Annotated in this window: 24 protein-coding genes; 11 read left to right on the top strand and 13 right to left on the bottom strand. The window is 71.7% G+C overall.

Annotated elements, in window-relative coordinates; genetic code table 11:
• Nucleotides 1-109: 109 nt before the first annotated feature.
• A complete protein-coding gene (locus ACZ4XD_RS07265) occupies nucleotides 110-1,063 on the bottom strand; it encodes an ROK family protein (protein WP_468039038.1) in 954 nt (317 codons plus the stop codon).
• A gap of 143 nt (nucleotides 1,064-1,206) precedes the next feature.
• Here ACZ4XD_RS07265 and ACZ4XD_RS07260 point away from each other — a divergent pair, with 143 nt between their 5' ends.
• Nucleotides 1,207-2,247 carry a LacI family DNA-binding transcriptional regulator gene (locus ACZ4XD_RS07260; protein WP_468039036.1) on the top strand — a complete coding sequence of 347 codons (1,041 nt, stop codon included), beginning with the start codon at nucleotides 1,207-1,209 and terminating at the stop codon, nucleotides 2,245-2,247.
• Between the two features lie 75 nt (nucleotides 2,248-2,322).
• On the opposite strand, the gene ACZ4XD_RS07255 is transcribed toward ACZ4XD_RS07260, so the two are convergent.
• Complete coding sequence (locus tag ACZ4XD_RS07255; RefSeq protein ID WP_468039034.1) at nucleotides 2,323-2,673, bottom strand: hypothetical protein; 351 nt, start codon at nucleotides 2,671-2,673, stop codon at nucleotides 2,323-2,325.
• A 57-nt stretch (nucleotides 2,674-2,730) separates the two neighbouring features.
• On the opposite strand from ACZ4XD_RS07255, the gene ACZ4XD_RS07250 reads away from it, so the two are divergent.
• Complete coding sequence (locus ACZ4XD_RS07250) at nucleotides 2,731-3,357, top strand: TetR/AcrR family transcriptional regulator (protein ID WP_468039032.1); 627 nt, start codon at nucleotides 2,731-2,733, stop codon at nucleotides 3,355-3,357.
• 123 nt (nucleotides 3,358-3,480) lie between these two features.
• Here the strand turns inward: ACZ4XD_RS07250 and ACZ4XD_RS07245 are convergent, their stop codons facing one another.
• Nucleotides 3,481-4,767, bottom strand: coding sequence for a DUF6986 family protein (locus ACZ4XD_RS07245; protein WP_468039030.1), 1,287 nt, complete (start codon nucleotides 4,765-4,767; stop codon nucleotides 3,481-3,483).
• Nucleotides 4,768-4,964: 197 nt separating this feature from the next.
• On the opposite strand from ACZ4XD_RS07245, the gene ACZ4XD_RS07240 reads away from it, so the two are divergent.
• A complete protein-coding gene (locus tag ACZ4XD_RS07240) occupies nucleotides 4,965-5,483 on the top strand; it encodes a DinB family protein (protein ID WP_468039028.1) in 519 nt (172 codons plus the stop codon).
• 90 nt (nucleotides 5,484-5,573) lie between these two features.
• Here ACZ4XD_RS07240 and ACZ4XD_RS07235 read toward each other — a convergent pair whose 3' ends face one another.
• From ACZ4XD_RS07235 to ACZ4XD_RS07220, 4 genes are all read right to left on the bottom strand, one after another.
• Nucleotides 5,574-6,536 (bottom strand): electron transfer flavoprotein subunit alpha/FixB family protein, encoded by a 963-nt coding sequence (locus tag ACZ4XD_RS07235; RefSeq protein ID WP_468039026.1) that lies wholly within the window; start codon nucleotides 6,534-6,536, stop codon nucleotides 5,574-5,576.
• A 49-nt stretch (nucleotides 6,537-6,585) separates the two neighbouring features.
• On the bottom strand, nucleotides 6,586-7,371 hold the full coding sequence (locus ACZ4XD_RS07230) for an electron transfer flavoprotein subunit beta/FixA family protein (RefSeq protein WP_398831856.1): 786 nt from the start codon (nucleotides 7,369-7,371) through the stop codon (nucleotides 6,586-6,588).
• 239 nt (nucleotides 7,372-7,610) lie between these two features.
• Nucleotides 7,611-8,117 carry a flavin reductase family protein gene (locus ACZ4XD_RS07225; protein WP_468039145.1) on the bottom strand — a complete coding sequence of 169 codons (507 nt, stop codon included), beginning with the start codon at nucleotides 8,115-8,117 and terminating at the stop codon, nucleotides 7,611-7,613.
• Nucleotides 8,118-8,342: 225 nt separating this feature from the next.
• On the bottom strand, nucleotides 8,343-8,762 hold the full coding sequence (locus ACZ4XD_RS07220; RefSeq protein ID WP_468039023.1) for a TlpA family protein disulfide reductase: 420 nt from the start codon (nucleotides 8,760-8,762) through the stop codon (nucleotides 8,343-8,345).
• A gap of 252 nt (nucleotides 8,763-9,014) precedes the next feature.
• Here ACZ4XD_RS07220 and ACZ4XD_RS07215 point away from each other — a divergent pair, with 252 nt between their 5' ends.
• Complete coding sequence (locus tag ACZ4XD_RS07215; RefSeq protein ID WP_467162490.1) at nucleotides 9,015-9,731, top strand: lysophospholipid acyltransferase family protein; 717 nt, start codon at nucleotides 9,015-9,017, stop codon at nucleotides 9,729-9,731.
• Between the two features lie 117 nt (nucleotides 9,732-9,848).
• On the opposite strand, the gene ACZ4XD_RS07210 is transcribed toward ACZ4XD_RS07215, so the two are convergent.
• The 5 genes from ACZ4XD_RS07210 to ACZ4XD_RS07190 form a co-directional block, all read right to left on the bottom strand.
• Nucleotides 9,849-10,574, bottom strand: coding sequence for a B3/B4 domain-containing protein (locus ACZ4XD_RS07210; RefSeq protein ID WP_468039020.1), 726 nt, complete (start codon nucleotides 10,572-10,574; stop codon nucleotides 9,849-9,851).
• Nucleotides 10,575-10,586: 12 nt separating this feature from the next.
• Nucleotides 10,587-11,165 (bottom strand): transglutaminase domain-containing protein, encoded by a 579-nt coding sequence (locus tag ACZ4XD_RS07205; protein WP_468039018.1) that lies wholly within the window; start codon nucleotides 11,163-11,165, stop codon nucleotides 10,587-10,589.
• Between the two features lie 75 nt (nucleotides 11,166-11,240).
• On the bottom strand, nucleotides 11,241-12,329 hold the full coding sequence (locus tag ACZ4XD_RS07200) for a threonine aldolase family protein (protein WP_468039016.1): 1,089 nt from the start codon (nucleotides 12,327-12,329) through the stop codon (nucleotides 11,241-11,243).
• Nucleotides 12,308-13,069, bottom strand: coding sequence for an SDR family NAD(P)-dependent oxidoreductase (locus tag ACZ4XD_RS07195; RefSeq protein WP_181018707.1), 762 nt, complete (start codon nucleotides 13,067-13,069; stop codon nucleotides 12,308-12,310). The genes ACZ4XD_RS07200 and ACZ4XD_RS07195 overlap by 22 nt, the downstream gene beginning before the upstream one ends.
• 59 nt (nucleotides 13,070-13,128) lie before the next feature.
• Nucleotides 13,129-14,526 (bottom strand): DUF6421 family protein, encoded by a 1,398-nt coding sequence (locus ACZ4XD_RS07190; protein WP_468039014.1) that lies wholly within the window; start codon nucleotides 14,524-14,526, stop codon nucleotides 13,129-13,131.
• Nucleotides 14,527-15,059: 533 nt separating this feature from the next.
• Here ACZ4XD_RS07190 and ACZ4XD_RS07185 point away from each other — a divergent pair.
• From ACZ4XD_RS07185 to ACZ4XD_RS07170, 4 genes are all read left to right on the top strand, one after another.
• Entirely contained in the window at nucleotides 15,060-15,743 is a 684-nt protein-coding gene (locus ACZ4XD_RS07185; protein WP_468039012.1) for a glycerophosphodiester phosphodiesterase, read from the top strand.
• A 184-nt stretch (nucleotides 15,744-15,927) separates the two neighbouring features.
• On the top strand, nucleotides 15,928-16,809 hold the full coding sequence (locus tag ACZ4XD_RS07180; RefSeq protein WP_468039009.1) for an ABC transporter substrate-binding protein: 882 nt from the start codon (nucleotides 15,928-15,930) through the stop codon (nucleotides 16,807-16,809).
• 14 nt (nucleotides 16,810-16,823) lie between these two features.
• Complete coding sequence (locus tag ACZ4XD_RS07175) at nucleotides 16,824-17,708, top strand: amino acid ABC transporter permease (protein ID WP_468039006.1); 885 nt, start codon at nucleotides 16,824-16,826, stop codon at nucleotides 17,706-17,708.
• Nucleotides 17,705-18,517: an amino acid ABC transporter ATP-binding protein gene (locus ACZ4XD_RS07170; RefSeq protein ID WP_468039004.1), complete on the top strand. Its 813-nt coding sequence runs from the start codon at nucleotides 17,705-17,707 to the stop codon at nucleotides 18,515-18,517. The genes ACZ4XD_RS07175 and ACZ4XD_RS07170 overlap by 4 nt, the downstream gene beginning before the upstream one ends.
• An 18-nt stretch (nucleotides 18,518-18,535) precedes the next feature.
• On the opposite strand, the gene ACZ4XD_RS07165 is transcribed toward ACZ4XD_RS07170, so the two are convergent.
• The gene (locus ACZ4XD_RS07165) at nucleotides 18,536-19,069 is read right to left on the bottom strand and encodes a GNAT family N-acetyltransferase (RefSeq protein WP_468039001.1); all 534 of its coding nucleotides are present in this window, start codon (nucleotides 19,067-19,069) and stop codon (nucleotides 18,536-18,538) included.
• A gap of 139 nt (nucleotides 19,070-19,208) precedes the next feature.
• On the opposite strand from ACZ4XD_RS07165, the gene ACZ4XD_RS07160 reads away from it, so the two are divergent.
• From ACZ4XD_RS07160 to ACZ4XD_RS07150, 3 genes are all read left to right on the top strand, one after another.
• Nucleotides 19,209-19,595, top strand: a complete 387-nt coding sequence (locus ACZ4XD_RS07160) for a VOC family protein (RefSeq protein ID WP_423606182.1) — start codon at nucleotides 19,209-19,211, stop codon at nucleotides 19,593-19,595.
• 126 nt (nucleotides 19,596-19,721) lie between these two features.
• Entirely contained in the window at nucleotides 19,722-20,327 is a 606-nt protein-coding gene (locus tag ACZ4XD_RS07155; RefSeq protein ID WP_468038998.1) for a DUF5134 domain-containing protein, read from the top strand.
• Nucleotides 20,328-20,465: 138 nt separating this feature from the next.
• The gene (locus ACZ4XD_RS07150; protein WP_468038997.1) at nucleotides 20,466-21,401 is read left to right on the top strand and encodes a M56 family metallopeptidase; all 936 of its coding nucleotides are present in this window, start codon (nucleotides 20,466-20,468) and stop codon (nucleotides 21,399-21,401) included.
• Nucleotides 21,402-21,493: the final 92 nt, after the last annotated feature.

Here is a 21,493-nt window from a genome sequence, read left to right as displayed (position 1 = left end):
ACCGTCGTCGATCCCCTCGCTACCCGTGCCCCTGCCAACCACCGGCTGCGTCACGGTGGTCGTCGCGATGGGCACCACACTAAGGGGCGCAGGGGGCCCGGTGGTGACGTCAGGGCGCCGGGACGAAGGCATCGAGGCGGGACTGTTGCGCGGCGGCCGCGGCGCCCACCACCCCGGCGTCCGTGCCCATTTGGGCGGGTACGACCGTCAGGCCCGACACGAACGACAGCGTCGCGTAGTCCCGCAGCGCCGCACGCAACGGGCGGAAGAGGACCTCCCCCGCGCCCGCGACCCCGCCGCCGATGACCGCGATATCGATCTCGACGAGCGTGGCGGTGGCGGCGATCCCGGCGGCCAGCGCCCGGGCCGCTCGCTCGAAAGAACGCAGGGCGACCGGGTCACCGGCCCGGGCGGCGGCGGCGACGCCGGCCGCACTGGTGTCACCGTCCGGGCCCGGCTGCCAGCCGTGGGCCAGCGCCCGGCGGGCGATGTTGGGGCCGCTGGCGATCCGCTCGACACAGCCGCGGGACCCGCACGGGCAGGGGTCTCCGTCGATATCGACGCTGATGTGGCCGATGTGCCCGGCGTTTCCCGTGGGTCCCGGGTGCAGCCGGCCGTTGAGGACGAGCCCGCCGCCGACCCCCGTGGACACCACCATGCACAGGGCGTTGGCGTGGCCCCGTGCAGCGCCCTGCCAGTGCTCGGCCGCGGTCATCGCGACGCCGTCACCGACCAGGACGACCGGGCGCTCCCCGACGAGCGCCCGCACTCCGGCGACGAGCGGGAAGTCGCGCCAGCCGGGGATGTTGACCGGGCTGACGGTGCCGGTGGCGGCGTCCACCGGGCCCGCGCTGCCGATGCCGACGGCCGTCACCCGCGCCCAGTCCGGCGCCGCCGCCAGCTCGCCGAGCACCGCGGCCACCGCACGCATCACCGTCGCCCCGTCCTTGTCGGCGGGGGTGGGCCGGGCGGCCCGTACGAGCAGTCTGCCGTGCGGGTCCACCAGAGCGCCGGCGATCTTGGTGCCGCCGATGTCCAAGGCTGCGCTGAGGTCCGTCTGCATCGGTGTGGAATCTCCTGGTCGGGCCCGGGGGCCGAGCGTACCGGCCCGGCGTGAGAACGCCAGTCTTCCCGCGATTGACAACGTTGTCTAGGGGCTATGCTCGACGCCACACGCCGATGCCGACAGAATCAGGACCGCACACCGTGAGCGACTCCGCGCGGGGCACGTCCCGCCGCTATGGCACCCGGCCCACGATGAAGGATGTCGCAGCACGCGCGGGGGTCGGCCTCAAGACGGTCTCCCGTGTGGTCAACGGCGAACCAGGAGTCACCCCGGACACCGAACGCCGCGTCCAGGAGGCCATCACGGCCCTCGGATTCCGCCGTAACGACTCCGCCCGGATTCTGCGCAAGGGACGCACCGCCAGCATCGGCCTGGTCCTGGAGGATCTCGCCGACCCCTTCTACGGCCCGCTCAACCGCGCCGTCGAGGAAGTCGCCCGCAGCCACGGCGCCCTGCTGATCAACGGCTCCAGCGCCGAGGACCCGGCTCGCGAACAGGAGTTGGTACTCGCCCTGTGCGCCCGGCGGGTGGACGGCCTGGTCATCATCCCGGCCGCGGACGACCACCGGTATCTGGCACCGGAGATCGCGGCCGGGATAGCCACCGTCTTCGTCGACCGCCCGGCCGGCCGCATCGACGCCGATGTCGTCCTCTCCGACAGCTTCGGCGGCGCCCAGGACGCGGTGGCCCATCTCATCGCGCACGGCCACCGCCGGATCGGCTTCATCGGCGACCAGCCCCGGATCCACACCGCCCATGAGCGGCTGCGCGGCTACCGTACGGCAATGGCCGCCGCCGGCCTGCCCGTTGACGAGTCCTGGGTCTCCCTCGGCCCGACCGCGCCGGAGCGGGTGCGGTCCGCCGCCACCGCCATGCTGGCCGGCCCGCAGCCGGTGACCGCGCTGTTCGCGGGCAACAACCGCGTCACGGTCACGGCCGTGCGGGTACTCGCCGAGCACCCGCGCCCGGTCGCCCTCGTCGGCTTCGACGACTTCGAGCTCGCCGATCTGGTCAACCCCGCGATCACCGTCGTCGCCCAGGACGCCGCACGACTCGGCCGTACGGCGGCGAAGCTGCTCTTCCGCCGGCTCGACGGCGCCGATGACGCACCCCGCCGGATGGAGATACCCACCCGGCTGATCCCCCGCGGCTCGGGCGAGATCCCGCCCGCGGAGAGCTGAGCTCCCCGCTGCACACGCCGGGACCGCCGCACCCCGAGGACCGCTACACACCCAAGGGCGGCCACGGCCCCGGCCTCACCGGTCGTCGCGCCCAGGGGGACCGGCGCTGCCGGCCGCACCCCGCCCCCGCTGCCCGCGCCCGTCGTCGTCCAGGTGACGGGCGGCGGCCCGGAGCGCCGCACCGGCCGGCGATCCACCGCTCCGGGAGGCACCGCGGCCCCGCGCGGCGCCCCGGGCGTCCAGACCGCGGCTCACGGCCCGCGCCGCGGGTGCCGCGTACCGCCGCACCGCGCCCAGCCTCCCCCGGCGCCGGAGCGTCACCGCCACCGCGAAGACCAGCAGCGTCAGCACCACCAAACCCCCGACGAGCAGGCCGAATCGAAGGAGAAGAAGGTTCAGGACCTGTTCCATGATCACCTCTCGCATTTTTGTATCACAGGTGTGATAGAAAACAATTTATCACAGCCGTGATAGAAAGAGCTCATGCCCAAACAGGTGGACCGCGAGGCCCGGCGCCGCGAGGTGGTCGACGCCCTTTTCCGCGTGGCCGTACGCGACGGCCTCCAGCGCGCCTCGCTGCGTGCCGTCGCCGACGAGGCGCAGCTCAACATCGGTTCGGTCCGGCACTACTTCGCCGGCCAGGAAGAGCTGATCCGCTTCGCGATGCGGTCGATGGTCGACCGGGTCGGTGACCGGCTCCAGCGCCGGATCGACGAGATCGGTGAACTGGACGGACTCTCCGGACCCCGGGTCCGCCGGTTCGCGGTGGAGCTGCTGTCCGAGCTGCTGCCCCTGGACGACCGCCGGCGCGCCGAGGTCACCGTCCTCGTCGACTTCTCCACGGCCGCCCGGACCGACCCCACCCTGGACGGCCTCGCCCACGAGACCGCCGTCGCCACCCGGGCCCTGGTGCGCCGCATCCTCACCCGCCTCGACTCGGCGGGCGGACTGCGGCCGGGACTCCACGTCGAGATGGAGACCGAGCGGTTGACGTCCCTTCTGGACGGCCTCGCCTTCACGGCCGTACTACGGCCCGAGGTGCTGGACGGCCGCACCTGCGCCGCCGTCCTGCGCGCCCACCTCGACGACCTCGGCCCGGCGGCGGACTGACGCGGCAGGCCCCCGCCGGACCGGCGGGGGCCTCATCGGGCCTGACCGGCCCGTAACCATAAGTGGCAGTCAACTCCCCGCCCCACACGCGGAGTTGCGCGGGACCGGATTCGACTGTCGCCCTCAGACGTCCCTGGCTGCCGGGCGGCCCGCGAGGGCGTCCAGGTCGGCGCGGGTCAGCCCGGTCAGCCGGGCGACCTCGGCGGTGTCCACGGCACCGCAGTCCAGTCCGCGCAGCAGATAGCCGCTGAGCGCCTTGGCGGTGGCGGGCTCGTCCATGACATCACCGCCGGCCTTGGCGACATACGCCGCGAGCCGGGCCGCGGCCTGCTCCAGGCCGCCGCGGTAGAAGGCGTAGACCGCGGCGTAGCGGGTGGGCAGATGGGCCGGGTGCATGTCCCAGCCCTGGTAGTAGGCGCGGGCCAACGAGCGGCTCACGAGGCCGTGATGGAGCCGCCAGGCCGCGTGGACCCGGTCGGTCGGGCCGACGGGGAGGACATTGGTGGAGCCGTCGGAGAGCCGTACGCCGGTGCCGGCCGCCGCGACCTGCATCACGGCCTTGGCGTGGTCGGCCACCGGGTGGTCGAGGGACTGGTGGGCGGCGCTGACACCGCAGGAGGCGCTGTAGTCGAAGGTGCCGTAGTGCAGGGACGTGGCGCGGCCCTCGGCCGCCTCGATCATGCGGGCGACGGTGGCCCGGCCGTCGGCGCCCAGGATCGACTGGGTGGTCTCGATCTGGATCTCGAAGCCGATCCGGCCGCTCTCCAGGCCGTGTACCCGCTCGAAGGCCTCCAGCAGCCGCACCATGGCGGTGACCTGTTCGGCGTAGGTCACCTTGGGGAGCGTGAGGACCAGTCCGTCAGGCAGTCCGCCGGACTCCATCAGGCCGGTGAGGAAGATGTCGAGGGTGCGGATACCGCGGTCGCGGACGGCGGCCTCCATGCACTTCATCCGGATGCCCATGTACGGGGCCGCGGTGCCCTTCTCGTACGCGGCGGCGACCAGGGCGGCGGCACGGGCGGCGGCCGCGTCCTCCTCGGCGTCCGGGCGGGGGCCGTAGCCGTCCTCGAAGTCGATCCGCAGATCCTCGATGGGCTCACGGACCAGCTTGGCGCGGACCCGGTCATGGACCTCGTCGGCGAGTGTGTCGGGCAGACCGAGGACGGCGGCGAGCGCCCCGGCGTCGGGGGCGTGCGCGTCGAGGGCGGCGAGGGCCTGGTCACCCCAGGAGCGCAGGGTGTCGGCGGCGAAGGCATCGCCGGGGACATAGACCGTGTGGACCGGCTGGCGGGTGCCGGGGTCGCCCGGGTAGTGCCGCGCCAGATCCGCGTCCACCTGGGCGAGAGCGGCGCCGATGCCCTCGCGTACGGTGTCCGCGAGGCTCGTCGCCGCGGTCTCCTGCTGCCCCATTCGCTGCCCCTCCCGGTGCTCGGCCCGACCATCGAGCGCATTCCGCGTAACGGAATCAACAATCCGTATAGCGAAGTTATCCGGGTCGTTCGGCGAGGTCAACACCCGCCGCCCGGAGCGGCGCAGGTCATGGGCGCGCGGGCGCGCCGACCGGAAACCCCGTGGCGCCACGGTGCCGGCCCCGTCAGACTCCCCGCATGACTTGGATCGCACCCACTATCGAGCGCCGAGAATTCCCCACCGTGGCCGGTGAACGGGAGATGCTCCAGGGCTGGCTCGACTTCCACCGCGACACCCTGCTCACGAAATGCACCGGACTCACCGCCGACCAGCTCACCCAGGCCGTCAGCGCGCCGTCCCCCCTCACCCTGCTGGGCCTGGTGCGCCACATGACCTATGTCGAACGGATCTGGTTCCGCAAGCGCTTCCTCGGCGAGCGGATCGACGATCACTACATCACCGAGGACCAGCCCGACGCCGACTTCAACGATCTCGACCCGGCCGCCGCCGAGGCGCACTTCGCGGCCTTCCGCACCGAGATCGAGGCCTGCGACAAGGCCGTGGCGGACAGCGAACTGGACGAGACCTTCCTCAGCTCCCGGGGCCGCCCGCTGAGCCTGCGCTGGATCTACGTCCACATGATCGAGGAGTACGCACGGCACAACGGCCACGCGGATCTGCTCCGCGAGCAGATCGACGGCGTGACCGGCTGTTAGCCCCTCCGCCCACCACGGACGCACGAGGCCCCGTACGCGCGCCGCGTACGGGGCCTCGTGCCGTGCCGAAGGGCCGGCACCGGGACGAGCTCAGCCCTTGCGGGTCTTGACCTCGTCGGTGAGGGCCGGGACGACGTCGAAGAGGTCGCCGACCACGCCGTAGTCGACCAGGTCGAAGATGGGGGCCTCTTCGTCCTTGTTGATGGCGACGATCGTCTTCGAGGTCTGCATACCGGCGCGGTGCTGGATCGCACCGGAGATGCCCGCCGCGATGTACAGCTGCGGCGAGACCGACTTACCGGTCTGGCCGACCTGGTTGGTGTGCGGGTACCAGCCGGCGTCCACGGCGGCACGCGAGGCGCCGACGGCCGCACCGAGCGAGTCGGCGAGCGCCTCGATGACCGGGAAGTTCTCGGCGCCGTTGACGCCACGGCCACCGGAGACCACGATCGCGGCCTCGGTCAGCTCCGGGCGGCCGGTCGACTCACGCGGGGTGCGCGAGACGATCTTGGTGCCCTTGGACGAGTCGGCGACGGTCACCGCGAGCTGCTCGACCGTGCCGGCGGCCGGCGCGGCCTCCGGGGCGGCGGAGTTGGGCTTGACGGTGATGACCGGGGTGCCCTTGGTGATGCGGGACTTGGTGGTGTACGAAGCCGCGAAGACGGACTGCGTGGCCACCGGGCCCTCGTCGCCGGCCTCCAGGTCGACGGCGTCGGTGATGATGCCGGAGCCGATGCGGACCGCGAGGCGGGCACCGATCTCCTTGCCCTCCACGGAGGACGGCAGCAGCACGGCGGCCGGGGAGACCGCGTCGTAGGCGGCCTGGAGCGCGTCGACCTTGGGAGCGACGAGGTACTCCGCGAACTCCGGCGCGTCGGCGGCCAGGACCTTGACCGCGCCGTGCTCGGCGAGGACCTTGGCGGCCTCGTCGGCGTGCGGGCCGAGGTGCACCGCTACCGGCTCGCCGATGCGGCGGGCGAGGGTGAGCAGTTCGAGGGTGGGCTTGCGGACGGCACCGTCCACGTGGTCGACGTAGACAAGAACTTCAGCCATGGGATTGCTCTCCTGCGGGAAGAATGAGGGCGGTGGAAAGGGCTGCGGCTCAGATGAACTTCTGGCCCGCGAGGAACTCGGCGAGCTGCTTGCCGCCCTCGCCCTCGTCCTTGACGATCGTGCCCGCCGTACGGGCCGGACGCTCGGCGGCGTCCTCGACCTTGGTCCAGGCGCCCTCGAGGCCGACCTCGTCCGCCTCGATCTCCAGGTCCTCCAGGTCCAGGGACTCCACCGGCTTCTTCTTGGCGGCCATGATGCCCTTGAAGGAGGGGTAACGCGCCTCACCCGACTGGTCGGTGACGGACACGACGGCCGGCAGCGCGGCCTCCAGCTGCTCGCTGGCGGTGTCGCCGTCCCGGCGGCCGGTGACCTTGCCGCCGTCGACGGAGACCTCGGAGAGCTGGGTGACCTGAGGGATGTTCAGACGCTCGGCGAGCAGCGCGGGCAGCACACCCATCGTGCCGTCGGTGGAGGCCATACCGCAGACGACGAGGTCGTAGCCGGTCTTCTCGATGGCCTTGGCGAGTACGAGGGAGGTACCGAGCGCGTCGGTGCCGTGCAGGTCGTCGTCCTCGACGTGGACGGCCTTGTCGGCGCCCATCGACAGCGCCTTGCGCAGCGCGTCGTTGGCGTCCTCGGGGCCGACGGTGAGGACCGTGATCTCCGCGTCGTCGGCCGCTTCCTTGATCTGCAGGGCCTGCTCGACGGCGTACTCGTCGAGCTCCGAGAGCAGACCGTCCACATCGTCACGGTCGACGGTCAGGTCCTCGGCGAAGTGCCGGTCGCCGGTGGCGTCGGGCACGTACTTCACACAGACAACGATCCTCAAGCTCACGCCGACTCTCCTACCTGCTTCGTCTCTTCAGAACTGCCTTGTGCTGGCAGCATAGGCGCCTGTTGGGGCGGCTCCCGGTCGGATCCGGTTCCCCACGCCGACCGTCATATTACTCGCCAGTACATCCAGTCTCGTGCCCCGAATCAAGGCCGTCGAAATGTGACCTTGCCAACGGCCCTGAACGGAGGAAGAGGAAGCCTTGCGGGAACCCGCGCGTGTCGGGTTCCGGCGACGGGCCGTCAGTCGCGCAGCGCGTTGAAGCGGCCCTGGTGATAGAGGAGCGGACGGCCGGGCCCGGCCGGGTCACCGACGACGGGCTGAGCGATCACGAGGCAGTGGTCGCCGGCCGGGACCCGTGCCTCGACCCTGCACACCAGCCAGGCGAGGACGCCGTCCAGGAGGGGCACGCCCTCGGGGCCGGTGCGCCAGGAGGTGGCGGGGCCGAAGCGGTCGGCGCCGCTGCGCGCGAAGGTGGCGGCCAGCTCCTGCTGGTGCTCGCCGAGTATGTGGACGCCGATGTGCTCGGCCACCGAAACGGCCGGCCAGCTGGAGGAGCCGGTGCCCACGCCGAACGAGAGCAGCGGCGGATCGGCGGCGACCGAGGTGAGGGAGGTGGCGGTGAAGCCCGCGGGGCGGGAGCCGGGCGCGGTGATCACCGCGACGCCGGCGGCGTGCTGCCGGAAGACCGAGCGCAGGAGCTCGGGAGAGGCGGTCTGAGGCGTGCCGAGGCCGGGCAGGGCCGTCATGGAGTTGTCCTTCTGCTGTCGAGTACGAGCCCGGGCGGAGCCGTCGACGGCCGGGCGGCGGTCGGCGGCGGTGGTGTCGTCGCTGCTCACATGCCCGGACAGCGGGCGCTGGCAGTCCGCAGAAGGTCGACGTGGGCGCGTCCGTAGAGAAGGGGTCCTGGCCGCATCACGTCAGAGTGACGATTCGTGACCCACAGCGTCAAGGGGAGCCCGTCATCTGGGAGATCAATCACGGACCGCCGCGCCCAGGGCCGCGATCACATCCGCCTTCCGGGGCTGTCCGGAGGCGCGGCGCACGATCGCGCCGTCCGCGTCGAGCACCAGCACCGTCGGGGTGCGCTGCACATGGAGCTGTCGTACGAGCTCCAGATGGTCCTCCGCGTCGATCTCGACATGGGCCACGCCGTCGACCATGCCGGCGACCTCGGTGAGGGTGCGCCGGGTGGCCCGGCAGGGCTGGCAGAAGGCGCTGGAGAACTGGAGCAGGGTGGCCCGCTCCCCCAGCGCCGCCCCGATCTCGGCGGCGCCCAGCCGTCCCGCCTCGTCCCGCTCCCGCACCCTCGGCCTCCTCTTGCTGTGTTGCTGCCACCGCCGGAGACCCTCGTCGCCGCGAGCGCCCCGATGGCACACCATGCGTCCCGTCATCCACGGATGCAGCGTTCACGGGACCACAAAGATTCCCGGGGATGCCTCCGGTCCGGCGTACGGGAGGTACCTTCTGCTGCGGAGAGCGGTCGGCTGAAGCCGCCACGTGACAAGAATCTCCCGGTCCGGGCGGCCGACGCGCTGGCCGCCACGGCCGACATCGGGCACGATCTCCCGAAAGCCGCAGTTACGACTGCGTAGGTTTCCGCCGGGAGAACCCTCCCCAGGCGTGGAAAAGGGGTCCTCCGGACAATGGCAGAGCTCGTCTATCCGCCGGTGATCGGCGCCGCACGCACGCTCTTCAAGGCGCTCGATCTGAAATTCGACATCGCCGGCACGGATCACATTCCGCGCCGCGGCGGGGCGGTTCTGGTGAGCAATCACATCGGCTATCTCGACTTCGTCTTCGCCGGGCTGACGGCACGGCCGGCCAAGCGGCTGGTGCGCTTCATGGCGAAGGAGTCGGTCTTCCGCCACAAGGTGTCGGGCCCGCTGATGCGCGCGATGAAGCACATCCCCGTGGACCGCGGCCAGGGGATGCACGCCTACAAGCACGCGCTGTCCGCGCTGCGTTCGGGCGAGATCATCGGGGTCTTCCCCGAGGCGACGATCTCCGAGAGCTTCACCCTGAAGAACTTCAAGTCGGGTGCGGCGCGGCTGGCCCAGGAGGCCGGGGTGCCGCTGCTGCCGGTGGCGCTGTGGGGCACCCAGCGGCTGTGGACCAAGGGTCACAAGCGCGATCTGGGCCGGAACCACTTCCCGATAACGATCCGGGTGGGCGAGCCGATGGCGGCCGACCCGGCCGAGCAGGCCGAGAAGATCACCGACCGGCTGCGGACCCGGGTGCAGGACCTGCTGGAGGCGGCCCAGCGCGCCTACCCCGTACGCCCCAAGGGCCCCGAGGACACCTGGTGGATCCCGGCCCACCTGGGCGGCACCGCCCCCGCGGCGCCCGGCAGCCTCGCGTAACCGACCCGGCGGTTTCGCGTCACCGGCCCGGCGGTCTCGCACTCGGCCCCGGTGGCCGGCCGCACCGTCACCGGACCGGCCGCGGTCCCTTCCGCCGGCCGGTCCGCACGGCCCTGATCACGGGGACCAGATCTCACCGACCTCGATCCGGGCGTCCGGGCAGGCCCGGTGCAGCGCCTCGGCCAGCTCGGCGCCCGCCGCCGCCAGCTCGTCGAGCGGCATGGGGGCCATCCGCTCCAGCAGGAAGAGGGCGCTGACCGAGTCCTCGGTGAGGCGGGTACGGACGCCCTGCCGCCAGTTCCAGCGGCGGCAGGTGACGCCCTCGTCATCGCACCAGACCACCTCGCCCGCGTCGGGGTGCTCGATCACCTCGGCGCCCCCGGCCGCGGTCGCGAACGGCTCGTCGCCGGTGGCCCGTACGAGCCGCATCCCGCCCTGGATCCGGTCCAGGTCCTCGCCGCCCACGGGGATGAGGTGGGCGACGCTGATGGCGTTGTAGAGATCGACGAGGCGGTTGATGCGCGGCAGGCCGCCGTCCGCGAGCGCGCGCCGGGCCAGCGCCTCGGCGGAGTTGCGAGTGCGGGACGGCTTGCTGCCGAAGGCGGTGTACGCGGCGCGCCAGGCGGCGATGTGCGGATCGTCCTGCGGGGCACGCCCGTCGAGGCGCGCGATCAGCCGGCGGGTGGCGTCGTCCAGGAGCGCCGCACCGGCCTCGTCGCTGGGCCCGTTGGTCAGCCCGTGGGCTTCCACGGCGAGACAGCCGAAGCCGGGCGCCAGGGCGCGCACCTCGTCGGCGACATGCAGGGTGCGGGTGAGGTCGGAGACCTGCGAAGAGCTGGGCATCAGGGCCGTTCCTCAGAGATCGGTGGGGAGCGTCTGCCAGAGGTGAGGCCGGTCGACGGCCTCCCGGAGGCATTGGAGCACGGCCGGGTGTGGTTCAGCAAATAGCACCGGGTAGTCCACTTCATTGAACTCCGGTCGCACGGTGAAGGCGAGCTGCTCGCGGTCGAGGCGGAACTGCGCGTCGACACCGGCCTTGTTTCCGCGTGGGTCCTGCCGCACCCAGCGGTCCTCGCCGGGCAGCCGGACGGCCACCAGGCCGTGGACGACATCGAATTTCTGGTAGCACAGCGCGGTGGGGATCCCCTTCGCCCGCAGCAGTGCCGCGAGGGCGTGCGCCTTGGCGTAACAGATGCCGGTGCGCTGCCCGAGAACGTCCGAGGCGCGCCAGGTCACCCTCGGATCACCGACGTCCTGGCTGTGCGGAATGGTGTCGCGGACGAAGGCGAAGGCGGCCTTGGCGTATGAGTATGCATCGGGTGCGTCGGCGGAGAGGGCCGCCGCGACGGCCCGGACGCGTGGATGCTCATGGTCGATGACCTCGTCAGCGGCCAAGTAGGCAGAGATTTCCGGGGTGTCCTGGATCAGCTCCATGCCCGGGGAGCGTAGCTATGCGCCCGGCCGAGAGTCAATGACTTTCCGGCCGGGCGCATAGCTATGCAGACTGGGCTAGCGGCCCATCTCCTCGCGGAGTGCGGCGAGGAAGCCGTCGACGTCCTCCTCCGCGGTGTCGAAGGCGCACATCCAGCGCACGACACCGTCCGCCTCGTCCCAGAAGTAGAAGCGGTAGCGCTTCTGGAGCCGCTCGCTGACATCGTGCGGCAGCCGGGCGAACACCCCGTTGGACTGCACGGGGTAGAGGATCTCCACCCCGCCGATCTCCCGCACCCCGGCCGCCAGCCGCTGCGCCATGGTGTTGGCGTGCCGGGCGTTGCGCAGCCACAGGTCCTTGGCCAGCAGCGCCTCCAACTGGACGGAGACGAAGCGCATCTTGGAGGCCAGCTGCATGGACAGCTTCCGCAGATGCTTCATCGCCCGCACCCGGTCGGGGTTGAGCACGACCACGGCCTCGCCGAAGACCGCACCGTTCTTCGTGCCGCCGAAGGAGAGGATGTCGACCCCCACGGCGTTGGTGAAGGCCCGCATGGGGACATCGAGCGTCGCCGCGGCGTTGGCTATCCGCGAGCCGTCCAGATGCACCACCATGCCGCGCTCATGGGCGTGTTCGCAGATCGCCCGGATCTCGTCGGGCGTGTAGACCGTGCCGAGCTCGGTGCTCTGGGCAATCGAGACGACCTGCGGCATGGCACGGTGCTCGTCGTCCCAGCCGTACGCCTGGCGGTCGATCAGCTCGGGCGTGAGCTTGCCGTCCTCGGTCGGCACGGTGAGCAGCTTGAGCCCGCCGACCCGCTCGGGCGCACCGCACTCGTCCACGTGGATGTGCGCGGACTCGGCGGCGATCACCGCGCCCCAGCGGTCGGTCACGGCCTGGAGGGCGACGACATTGGCGCCGGTGCCGTTGAACACCGGGAACGCCTCGGCGCGCTGCCCGAAGTGGCTGCGGAAGACCCGCTGGAGGTGCGCGGTGTAGTCGTCCTCCCCATAGGCGACCTGATGGCCGCCGTTGGCAAGGGCGAGCGCGGCGAGCACCTCGGGATGCGCGCCCGCGTAGTTGTCGCTGGCGAAGCCGCGTACCTCGGGATCGTGGTGCTGCCGGGCGTCGGTCTTCGCGCCGGTCACGGCTCGGGGGTCAGCCACAGACGCTGTCCATTCACTTCCTGGGCGGGCCGGCTCCAGACTCCGGCGATGGCCTCGGCCAGCTCCGTGACGTCCGTGAAGCCCGCGAACTTCGCATTCGGTCGCTCGGCGCGCATCTGGTCGTTGACGAGCGCCTTCACGATCAGGATGGCAGCAGCGGCGCGCGGCCCCTGCTCACCCCCCGCCTTGCGGAAGCCGTCCGCCATGGCCAGCGTCCAGGCCTCGGCCGCGGCCTTGGAGGCGGCATAGGCGGCGTTGCCCCCGGTGGGCTTGCTGGCGCCGGCCGCGCTGGTGAGGAGAAAACGGCCGTTACCGCTGCGCTCCAGGGCCTCGTAGAAGGCGAGGGAGGTGTGCTGGACGGTGCGGACCAGCAGCTTGTGCAGCACGTCCCAGTCGGTCAGGTCGGTCTCCGCGAACGTCGACGAACCGCGCCAGCCGCCGACGAGGTGCACCAGGCCGTCGATCCGGCCGAATTCCTTCTCCGTACGGTCCGCCCATTCGCGGGCCTGGTCCAGGTCGAGGAGGTCAACGGTGTCCCCTATCACCGTGGCGCCGCCGTGGGCGTAGCGCGCCGCGTCCACGGCCTCCGCCAGCCGCTCGGGGTTCGAGTCCGAGCCGACCACCACCGCACCCGCTTCGGCCAGCCGCAGCAGTGTCGCGCGGCCGGCCGGTCCGGCCGCACCCGCCACTGCGATGACCGCACCCTCCAGCGGCCCCTGACCGCGCGTCGACGTACTCATCTTCGTCGCCTCCTCGTCCTGCTCCTCGACGGCCTGCGGCCGGGTGTTCCGGTCAGTCGTCATGCCGCCGCCAATGCGTCACTGTGGGCCGTGATGCCCTTGGTAGAGGCGATCACAGCACGCAGCTTCTTGGCGAGCGCTTCGTAGAACATGCTCAGCGGGAATTCGTCGGGGAGCACGTCGTCCACGAGTTTGCGCGGCGGCTGGTCCAGGTCGAGGGCGTCGGGTCCCTTGGCCCAGACCGAGCCCGGGTGCGGGGCGAGATAGGTCGAGACGAGGTCGTACGCAGCGAACCAGTGGACCAGCTTGGGCCGGTCGATACCGTCGCGGTAGAGCTTTTCGATCTCGCCGCACAGCTGGTTGGTGACCTTGGGCGCCCGCTCCCAGTCGATGTGCAGTGTGTTGTCCGTCCAGCGTACGACGTCGTGCTTGTGCAGGTACGCGAAGAGCAGCTGGCCGCCCAGGCCGTCGTAGTTGCGGACCCGGTCGCCACTGAGGGGGAACCGGAACATCCGGTCGAAGATCACCGTGAACTGCACATCGCGCGCCTGGGGGTACCCCTCGGCCTCCAGCTTCACGGCCTCCTTGAAGGCGGTGAGGTCGCAGCGCAGCTCCTCCAGGCCGTACATCCAGAACGGCTGGCGCTGCTTGATCATGAAGGGGTCGAACGGCAGGTCACCGTGGCTGTGGGTGCGGTCATGCACCATGTCCCACAGGACGAACGCCTCCTGGCAGCGCTTCTGGTCGTCGAGCATCGCGCGGATGTCGTCGGGGAGTTCGACACCGAGGGTCTCGATGGCGGCGTGGCTGACCCGGCGGAAGCGGGCGGCCTCGCGGTCACAGAAGATCCCGCCCCAGCTGAACCGCTCGGGTGCCTCGCGCACCGCGATGGTCTCCGGGAAGAGCACGGCGGAGTGGGTGTCGTAGCCGGCCGTGAAGTCCTCGAAGGTGATACCGCAGAAGAGGGGGTTGTCGTAGCGGGTGCGCTCCAGCTCGGCGAGCCAGTCCGGCCAGACCATGCGCAGGACGACGGCCTCGAAGTTGCGGTCCGGGTTGCCGTTCTGGGTGTACATGGGGAACAGCACGAGGTGCTGGAGGCCATCGGCGCGCTGCTGGGCGGGCTGGAAGGCGAGCAGCGAGTCCAGGAAGTCCGGCACCTCGAAGCCGCTGTCGGCCCAGCGGCGCAGGTCGGCGGCGAGCGCCTGGTGGTAGGCGGCGTCGTGCGGCACCAACGGGGCGAGCTCACCGATGGCCGCTATCACGCGGTCGACCTCGGCGCGCACGGTGCCGGCGCTCGGCGCACCCTCCGCCGTCAGGTCGATCGAACCGTCCTTGGACTGCCAGGGGCGGATGGTCTCGACCGCGTCCTTGAGCACGGACCACGCCGGGTGCGCGACCACACTCTCCGCGGTCGTGGTGGCCTCCTGGACACCCACAGGCGAAAGAATTTCCGTCATGACTGCCCTCCGGCGGTAGATCGTGTTGTCAGCCCACGGTAACCAGCCGAGGATCGCCGCCTCAAGTGGGGCTGGTGAAAATCTTTCTGCCGACACCCCGCAGTCGCGCCGATTTTTCCTGTGCGTGACGGCTTGGGCGACACTTCCTGGCCATGAGGGCGAGGGTTTCGGCGCTTCTTCCAGGGCCTGTTGACGGGAAAAGGGCCCCTTCCCGCCTCCTGGCGCGGCGCGGTCCGACCGCCGGGACATCTACTGTCCGTAGCCGTATGGCATATGACACACCCCGGTCCCCGGCGCCGCGGCGGCCGGGGACCGTCAGCGCGCCGGGGACTCGCCCACGCGAGGGTGAGGGGTCTGGAAGCGGGATATGGCGGGTACCCGTACTGGACACACCGGGGCCGGTCCGGCACCCCTTTTTCCGCCGTACCGTCCCGTTAGGCTGAGCGCCATTTCGTTACGCCGCTGCCGACGGTCGACGGTCGACACCGGGACCGAGCCGACAGCGGCACCGAGCCGACAGAAGCGAGGCAGCCTTGTCCTTTCTCACCATCGGACACCGCGGGATGATGGGCGTCGAGCCGGAGAACACCCTGCGCTCCTTCGTGCGCGCCGAGCAGGAGGGCCTCGATGTCATCGAACTGGATCTGCATCTGAGCAAGGACGGCGCGCTCGTGGTGATGCACGACGCGGACGTGGACCGGACCACCGACGGCGCCGGACCGATCGTGGAGCGCACCCTCGCCGAACTGCGTGAGCTCGATGCCGGGCGGGGCGAGCGGATCCCCGTCTTCGAGGAGGTCGTGGCGGCGGTCAAGGCGCCGCTCCAGGCCGAGATCAAGGATGTGGCGGCCGCGCAGGCGCTGGCCGAGGTGCTGCGCTCACGCGATCTGGTCGACCGGGTCGATGTGATCTCCTTCCACGACGAGGCGCTGGCCGCGATCCGGACCCTGCTGCCCGGCGTCCGTACCGCGCTGGTCGGCAGCCGCTACGGCGCCGATGTCGTCGACCGGGCGCTGGCCGTCGGCGCGACGATGCTCTCGCTGAACATCCGCCGGCTCACCCTGGAACTGGTCGAGCGGGCGCATGCCGCACAGCTGAAGGTCGTGGCCTGGACGGTCAACACCCACGACCAGCTCCGTCTCGCCCGCGGGCTCGGTCTGGACGGTGTGGTGACCGACCTGCCGGAGATCCGGCGGGCGGTCCGCTTCACGGCGTAGGACAGCGGGCGCGGCGCCCGGCCGGGCGGGGCGCACCGCTTCCCTCGGGCCCCGCCCCGGCGTACGGCCCCGCCCCGGCGTACGGAGAAATCCGCAGTTCACAGCGCTGCAATGTGCTTCCAGCATGCGGATATTTCCGCCGGCGATCTCGACAGATCACCGCGCGCACTGCCACGCTCCCGCCATGCGCCTCGCCAACCGCCCCCTCCGCCTTGCCGCTTGCGCCACCGCCGCGCTGCTCACCGCGGCCGTCGGCTGTGCCCCACAGGACGCGTCCCCCGGTGAACCGGGGGCCGCCGGGCAGGGCAAACAGAGCTGCGCCCGCGGCCAACTGGCCACCGTGGCCCGCGGAACGCTCACGGTCGGCACCGACAAGCCCGCGTACGCGCCGTGGTTCCACGACGACAACCCGGCCAACGGGAAGGGCTTCGAATCCGCGGTCGCGTACGCCGTCGCCAGGCAGCTGGGCTACGACAAGGGCGCGGTGCACTGGCAGACCGTGCCGTTCAACAACGCCTTCGCGCCCGGTGCGAAGAAGTTCGACTTTGACATCAACCAGATCTCCATCAGCGCCGCGCGCAAGCGGGCCGTCGCCTTCTCCTCCGGCTACTACGGCGTGCGGCAGGCAGTGATCGCGCTCAAGGGCTCCAAGGCGGCGCACGCCAAGAGCATCGCGGATCTGCGGCAGGTCAAGCTCGGTGCGCAGGTCGGCAGCACCAGTCTGGACGTCCTCCAGGACACCGTCCGGCCCACGCAGCAGCCGGCCGTCTTCCAGAAGAACGACCTGGCCAAGTCCGCGCTGAAGAACGGCCAGGTCGACGCGATCCTCACCGATCTGCCGACCGCCTTCTACATCACCTCGGCGGAGGTCCAGGACGCCGAGGTGGTCGGGCAGTTCGCGGCCACCGGTGCCACCGACGAGCAGTTCGGACTGGTCCTGGACAAGGAGAGCCGGATCACCGGCTGTGTGACGGCCGCGGTGGACACCCTGCGGAAGAACGGCACCCTGGCCCGGCTGGAGAAGAAGTGGCTGACCGACGCCGTTTCGGTTCCGGTGCTCAAGTGACGTACGGAGAGGGTGTGTTGAAGACCCGTACGGCACCGGAGGGGGCCGACGACGGGTATGTGCCCTCGGCGCGGCGGATCGAGCGGGAGCGTTTCCGGCGGGCCAGGGCCCGGCGGGCGACGGCCGTCGCCGCGCTGAGCACCCTGGTCACCGGCGTGGTCCTCTTCCTGGTCATCACCCGCTCGCCCGGCTGGCCGCGCACCCGCGAGACGTTCTTCAGCCTGGAGTACGCCCGGATGGCGCTGCCGAAGGTGCTGGACGGGCTGCTGCTGAATCTGCGGCTGCTGGTGGTGTGCGGGGCGGCGGTGCTGGTGCTCGGGCTGCTGCTGGCGGTGGCCCGTACGCTGCGCGGCCCGGTGTTCTTCCCGCTGCGCGCGCTGGCCGCCGCGTACACCGACTTCTTCCGCGGACTGCCGCTGATCATCTGTCTGCTGATGGTGGTCTTCGGGGTGCCGGCGCTGCGGCTGCAGGGCGTGACCACCGATCCGGTGCTGCTCGGCGGGTCCGCGCTGGTGCTGACGTACTCGGCCTATGTCGCCGAGGTCTTCCGGGCCGGCATCGAGTCGGTGCACCCCTCGCAGCGGGCCGCGGCCCGGTCGCTGGGGCTCTCCGGCGGCCAGGCGCTGCGCTTCGTGGTGCTGCCGCAGGCGGTGCGGCGGGTGGTGCCGCCGCTGCTGAACGATCTGGTCTCGCTGCAGAAGGACACCGGTCTGGTGTCCATCGCGGGCGCGGTGGACGCGGTCTACGCGGCGCAGATCATCGCCGGCAAGGACTTCAACTTCACGCCGTACGTCGTGGCCGGGCTCGTCTTCGTCGCGCTGACCATCCCGATGACCCGCTGCACGGACTGGATCACGGCTCGCATGGACCGCAGGCGCGCCCAGGGAGGGCTGGTATGAGCACGACGGACGACGCCCCGCGGGCCGCCGCGGAGAAAGCCGGTCCGGCCGCGCCCGACGACCGGCCGGTGCTGCGGCTGGAGTCCGTACGCAAGACCTACGGACGCGGCACGGTCGTCCTGCGGGACGTGGATCTGGAGGTCCCGCCGCACACCGTGACCGCGCTGATCGGCGCCTCCGGCTCGGGCAAGTCCACCCTGCTGCGCTGCGCGAACCTGCTGGAGGAGATCGACGACGGCGCGATCTTCCTGGACGGCGAGGAGATCACCGACCCACGGGCCGATGTGGACGCGGTGCGCCGCCGGATCGGGGTGGTCTTCCAGGCGTACAACCTCTTCCCGCACATGACCGTGCTGGACAACATCACACTGGCGCCCCGCCGGGTGCACGGGGTGCCGCGCGCCGAGGCCGAGGCGCGCGCCCGTGAGCTGCTGGAACGGCTCGGGCTCGGCGGGCGGGCCGGGGAGTACCCGGACCGGCTCAGCGGCGGCCAGCAACAGCGGGTCGCGATCGTCCGCGCGCTGGCCGGGCGGCCCCGGCTGCTGCTGCTCGACGAGATCACCGCGGCGCTCGACCCGGAGCTGGTCGGCGAGGTGCTGGAGGTCGTCCGCGAGCTCAAGACGGACGGCATGACGATGGTCATCGCCACCCATGAGATGGGCTTCGCGCGGGAGGTCGCCGACCAGGTGTGCTTCCTGGACGGCGGGGTGGTGCTGGAGCGCGGCACCTCCGAGCAGGTCTTCGGCGCTCCGCGGCACGACCGCACCCGGCAGTTCCTGCAACGGATCATCCAGGCGGGGCGGCTGTGAGCAGCGGCCGGCGGCCTGCTAGCCGAGCGGCTTGACCAGCAGCTCGAATTCCAGGTCGGGGCGCTGGGGGATGCCGAACCGCTCGTCGCCGTACGGGAACGGGGTGCGCTCCCCGGTACGCCGGTAGCCGCGGCGCTCGTACCAGGCGATCAGCTCGGTGCGCTGCCGGATGACGGTCATCCGCATCTCCCGGGCGCCCCAGACGTCCTGCGCGGTCCGCTCCGCCTCGGCGATGATCACCTTGCCGAGGCCGCCGCCCTGGAGCTCCGGGCGCACCGCGAACATCCCGAAGTACGCGTGGTCCCCGCGGTGTTCGAGCTGGCAGCAGGCGATCAGCACGCCGTCCCGCTCGGCGATCAGCAGCCGGCCGGTCTCGTTGCGCACCACGGCGGTGACGCCCTCCGGGTCGGTGCGCTGCCCCTCCAGCAGGTCCGCCTCCGTCGTCCAGCCGCTGCGGCTGGTGTCCCCGCGGTAGGCCGACTCGATGAGGTCGACGAGCCCGGGGACGTCGGCATCGAGGGCGGTGCGGAAGGTCAGCTCGCTGGTGGGCATGGCGCGGGGAGTCCTCTCAGGCGGACGGACGGCTTCATGGAGGCTAACAAGCGGCAGGTGTGCGATGTCAGGGCCGATTGTCACGGTCTTCCGGCGGCGGTTGCCCGGCCGTGCGGGGCGGGCGGCGTAGGGTCCGGACATGGTGCATGTACTGAGCAGCAGGGTGCTGTTGCGGCCGGCCGACCCCGAGCGGTCGCGGGCGTTCTACGGCAAGGCGCTGGGGCTGGAGATCTACCGGGAGTTCGGTACCGGATCCGAGCGCGGCACGGTCTACTTCCTCGGCGGCGGCTTCCTGGAGGTGTCCGGCCGCGCCGCCGGGCCGCCCACGGAGACCCTCCAGCTGTGGCTCCAGGTGGCGGACGCGGCGGCGGCGCACCAGGAGCTGCTGGCACACGGGGTGGAGGTGCTGCGCGCGCCCGTGCAGGAGCCGTGGGGGCTGATCGAGATGTGGATCGCCGACCCGGACGGCCACCGGATCGTGCTGACCGAGGTCCCGGCGGACCATCCGCTGCGCTACCGCCCCTGAGGCCGTTTTTGTGCCCCGGCGGCACTCCACCACCGCGCTCCCCCTTTGCGCCCGTGCGCTCCCGTGTGCCGGACGCCCGGCGGGCATCCTGCCCCCGATGCCCACGGGTGCGAGGGGAGGTGCTCCGTGCACGGACCGGTGTGGGTCGGCTGGCTGCTGGTGCTGCTGGGGGCCGCCGCCGGGGCGTACTGCCTGGTGCGGGCGCGCAGCGGACCGGTCGCGCAGCGGGGCGAGGCGCGCGGCGAGGGTCTGATGGCGCTGGGGATGGCGGCGATGGCCTGGCCGGTGGCGGCGCCGTCGTGGTTCCCGTGGCTGTTCACCGCGGTCTTCGGGGCGGCGGGCCTGTGGGCGCTGGCGCACCGCCATCTACATCATGCGGTGGGCGCGCTGGCCATGGCGTACATGGCGCTCGCGATGGTCATCCCGGCGCCCCAACAGGCGGTCCACACAGGGCAGATGGGCCAGGTGGGCCAGATGGCGCAGATGGCGCAGATGAGCCAGGCGGGCGGGACGGGCCCGATGGCGCATGCGGCGGCGGGCGGTGTGCCGTTGCTGACGGGGCTGCTGCTCGTCTACTTCACGGGGTATGTCCTCGCGGCCGGGGTGCGGCTGGTGCCGGCGGCGGGGGACGGAGCGGCGCGCGGGGTGGTGCCGGTGGCGGGCGCCGGGGTGCTGCCGGCCTGCCGGGTGGCGATGGGTATCGGCATGCTGGCGATGCTGCTGGCGCTGTGAGCTGCGGTGATGCGCTGCCGTCCGGTTCGGCGCGGGGCGTGTGCCCGTTGACCGTGCACACCCGTTGCCCGGGTGGTATGCATCACTTCCGTCGCGCGGCCGTACCAACGGGTAGTCGTGCGCTCATAGGGTGACGGCATGATGGTCCCTCTCGCGCTGATGATGCTCGGCGTGCTGGCCGCGGCAATGGCGCCACGGCTGATGGCCCGTTCCGACTGGCCCGACCGTGAGCCGGTGCTCGCCCTGTGGGTGTGGCAGTGCGTGGTGGCCGGTGTTCTGCTGTGCTGTCTGCTCGCGATGTCGCTGAGCGCGGCCGCCGCCTGGGAAGCCGTCCGCAGCCCGGTGTTCGGGTTCGCCCCGCGGGTCGTCGTCGAGGCGTACGCGCTCCAGACGCACGGGCCGTGGGCCGGGGTGCTGGCCCTGCTGCTCGCGGGCGGCGGCGCCTGGACGGCCGTCGCACTGACCCGCGAGGTACGGGCGGTGCGCGCCCGTCGGCGGCAGCGGCGGGCCGAGCTGCTGCGCCGCGCACCGCTGTTGCCCGGCGAGGAGCCTTCCGGGGAGCGTCTGGTCGTCCTGGAGGGGGACCGCCCGGAGGCCTGGTGGCTGTCCCACGCCTCCCCTCAACTGGTCATCACCACTTCGGCGTTGCGTCGGCTGAAGGGGCATCAGCTCGATGCGCTGATCGCCCATGAGCAGGGTCATGCGCGGGCCCGGCACGATCTCCTGCTGTACTGCGCCTCGGCGCTGGCCGCCGGTTTTCCGCAGGTCCCGGTCTTCGCGGCGTTCCGCGACCAGGTGCACCGGCTGGTCGAGCTGGCCGCCGACGATGTGGCCTCGCGCCGCTTCGGCCGCCGCACCATCGCCCTGGCCCTGGTCGAACTCAACGAGGACCGCGGGGTGTTCGGCCCCTGCCCCGCCCAGCTCGCCCAGGTACCGGAGCGGGTGGACCGGCTGCTGGCCCCCGCGCCCCGCTTCACCCCCGGACGCCGGCTGCGGATGACGGCGGTGGCGGCGCTGGTACCGGCGATTCCGCTGCTGGTCACCTTCATTCCCGGGCTGCGGGCCCTGACCTAGGGCCTGGCCGGTGTCCGGTGACCGGTGACCGGTGGCCGGGACCCGATGGCGGTGGCCGGTGGGTCGGCGTGGCCCCGGACGCCGGATATCGG

The sequence above is a fragment of the Streptomyces sp. NPDC029466 genome (assembly GCF_055574515.1).
The sequence above is the reverse complement of the archived record's forward strand: the minus strand, read 5'-3'. Positions and strand labels throughout refer to the sequence as shown.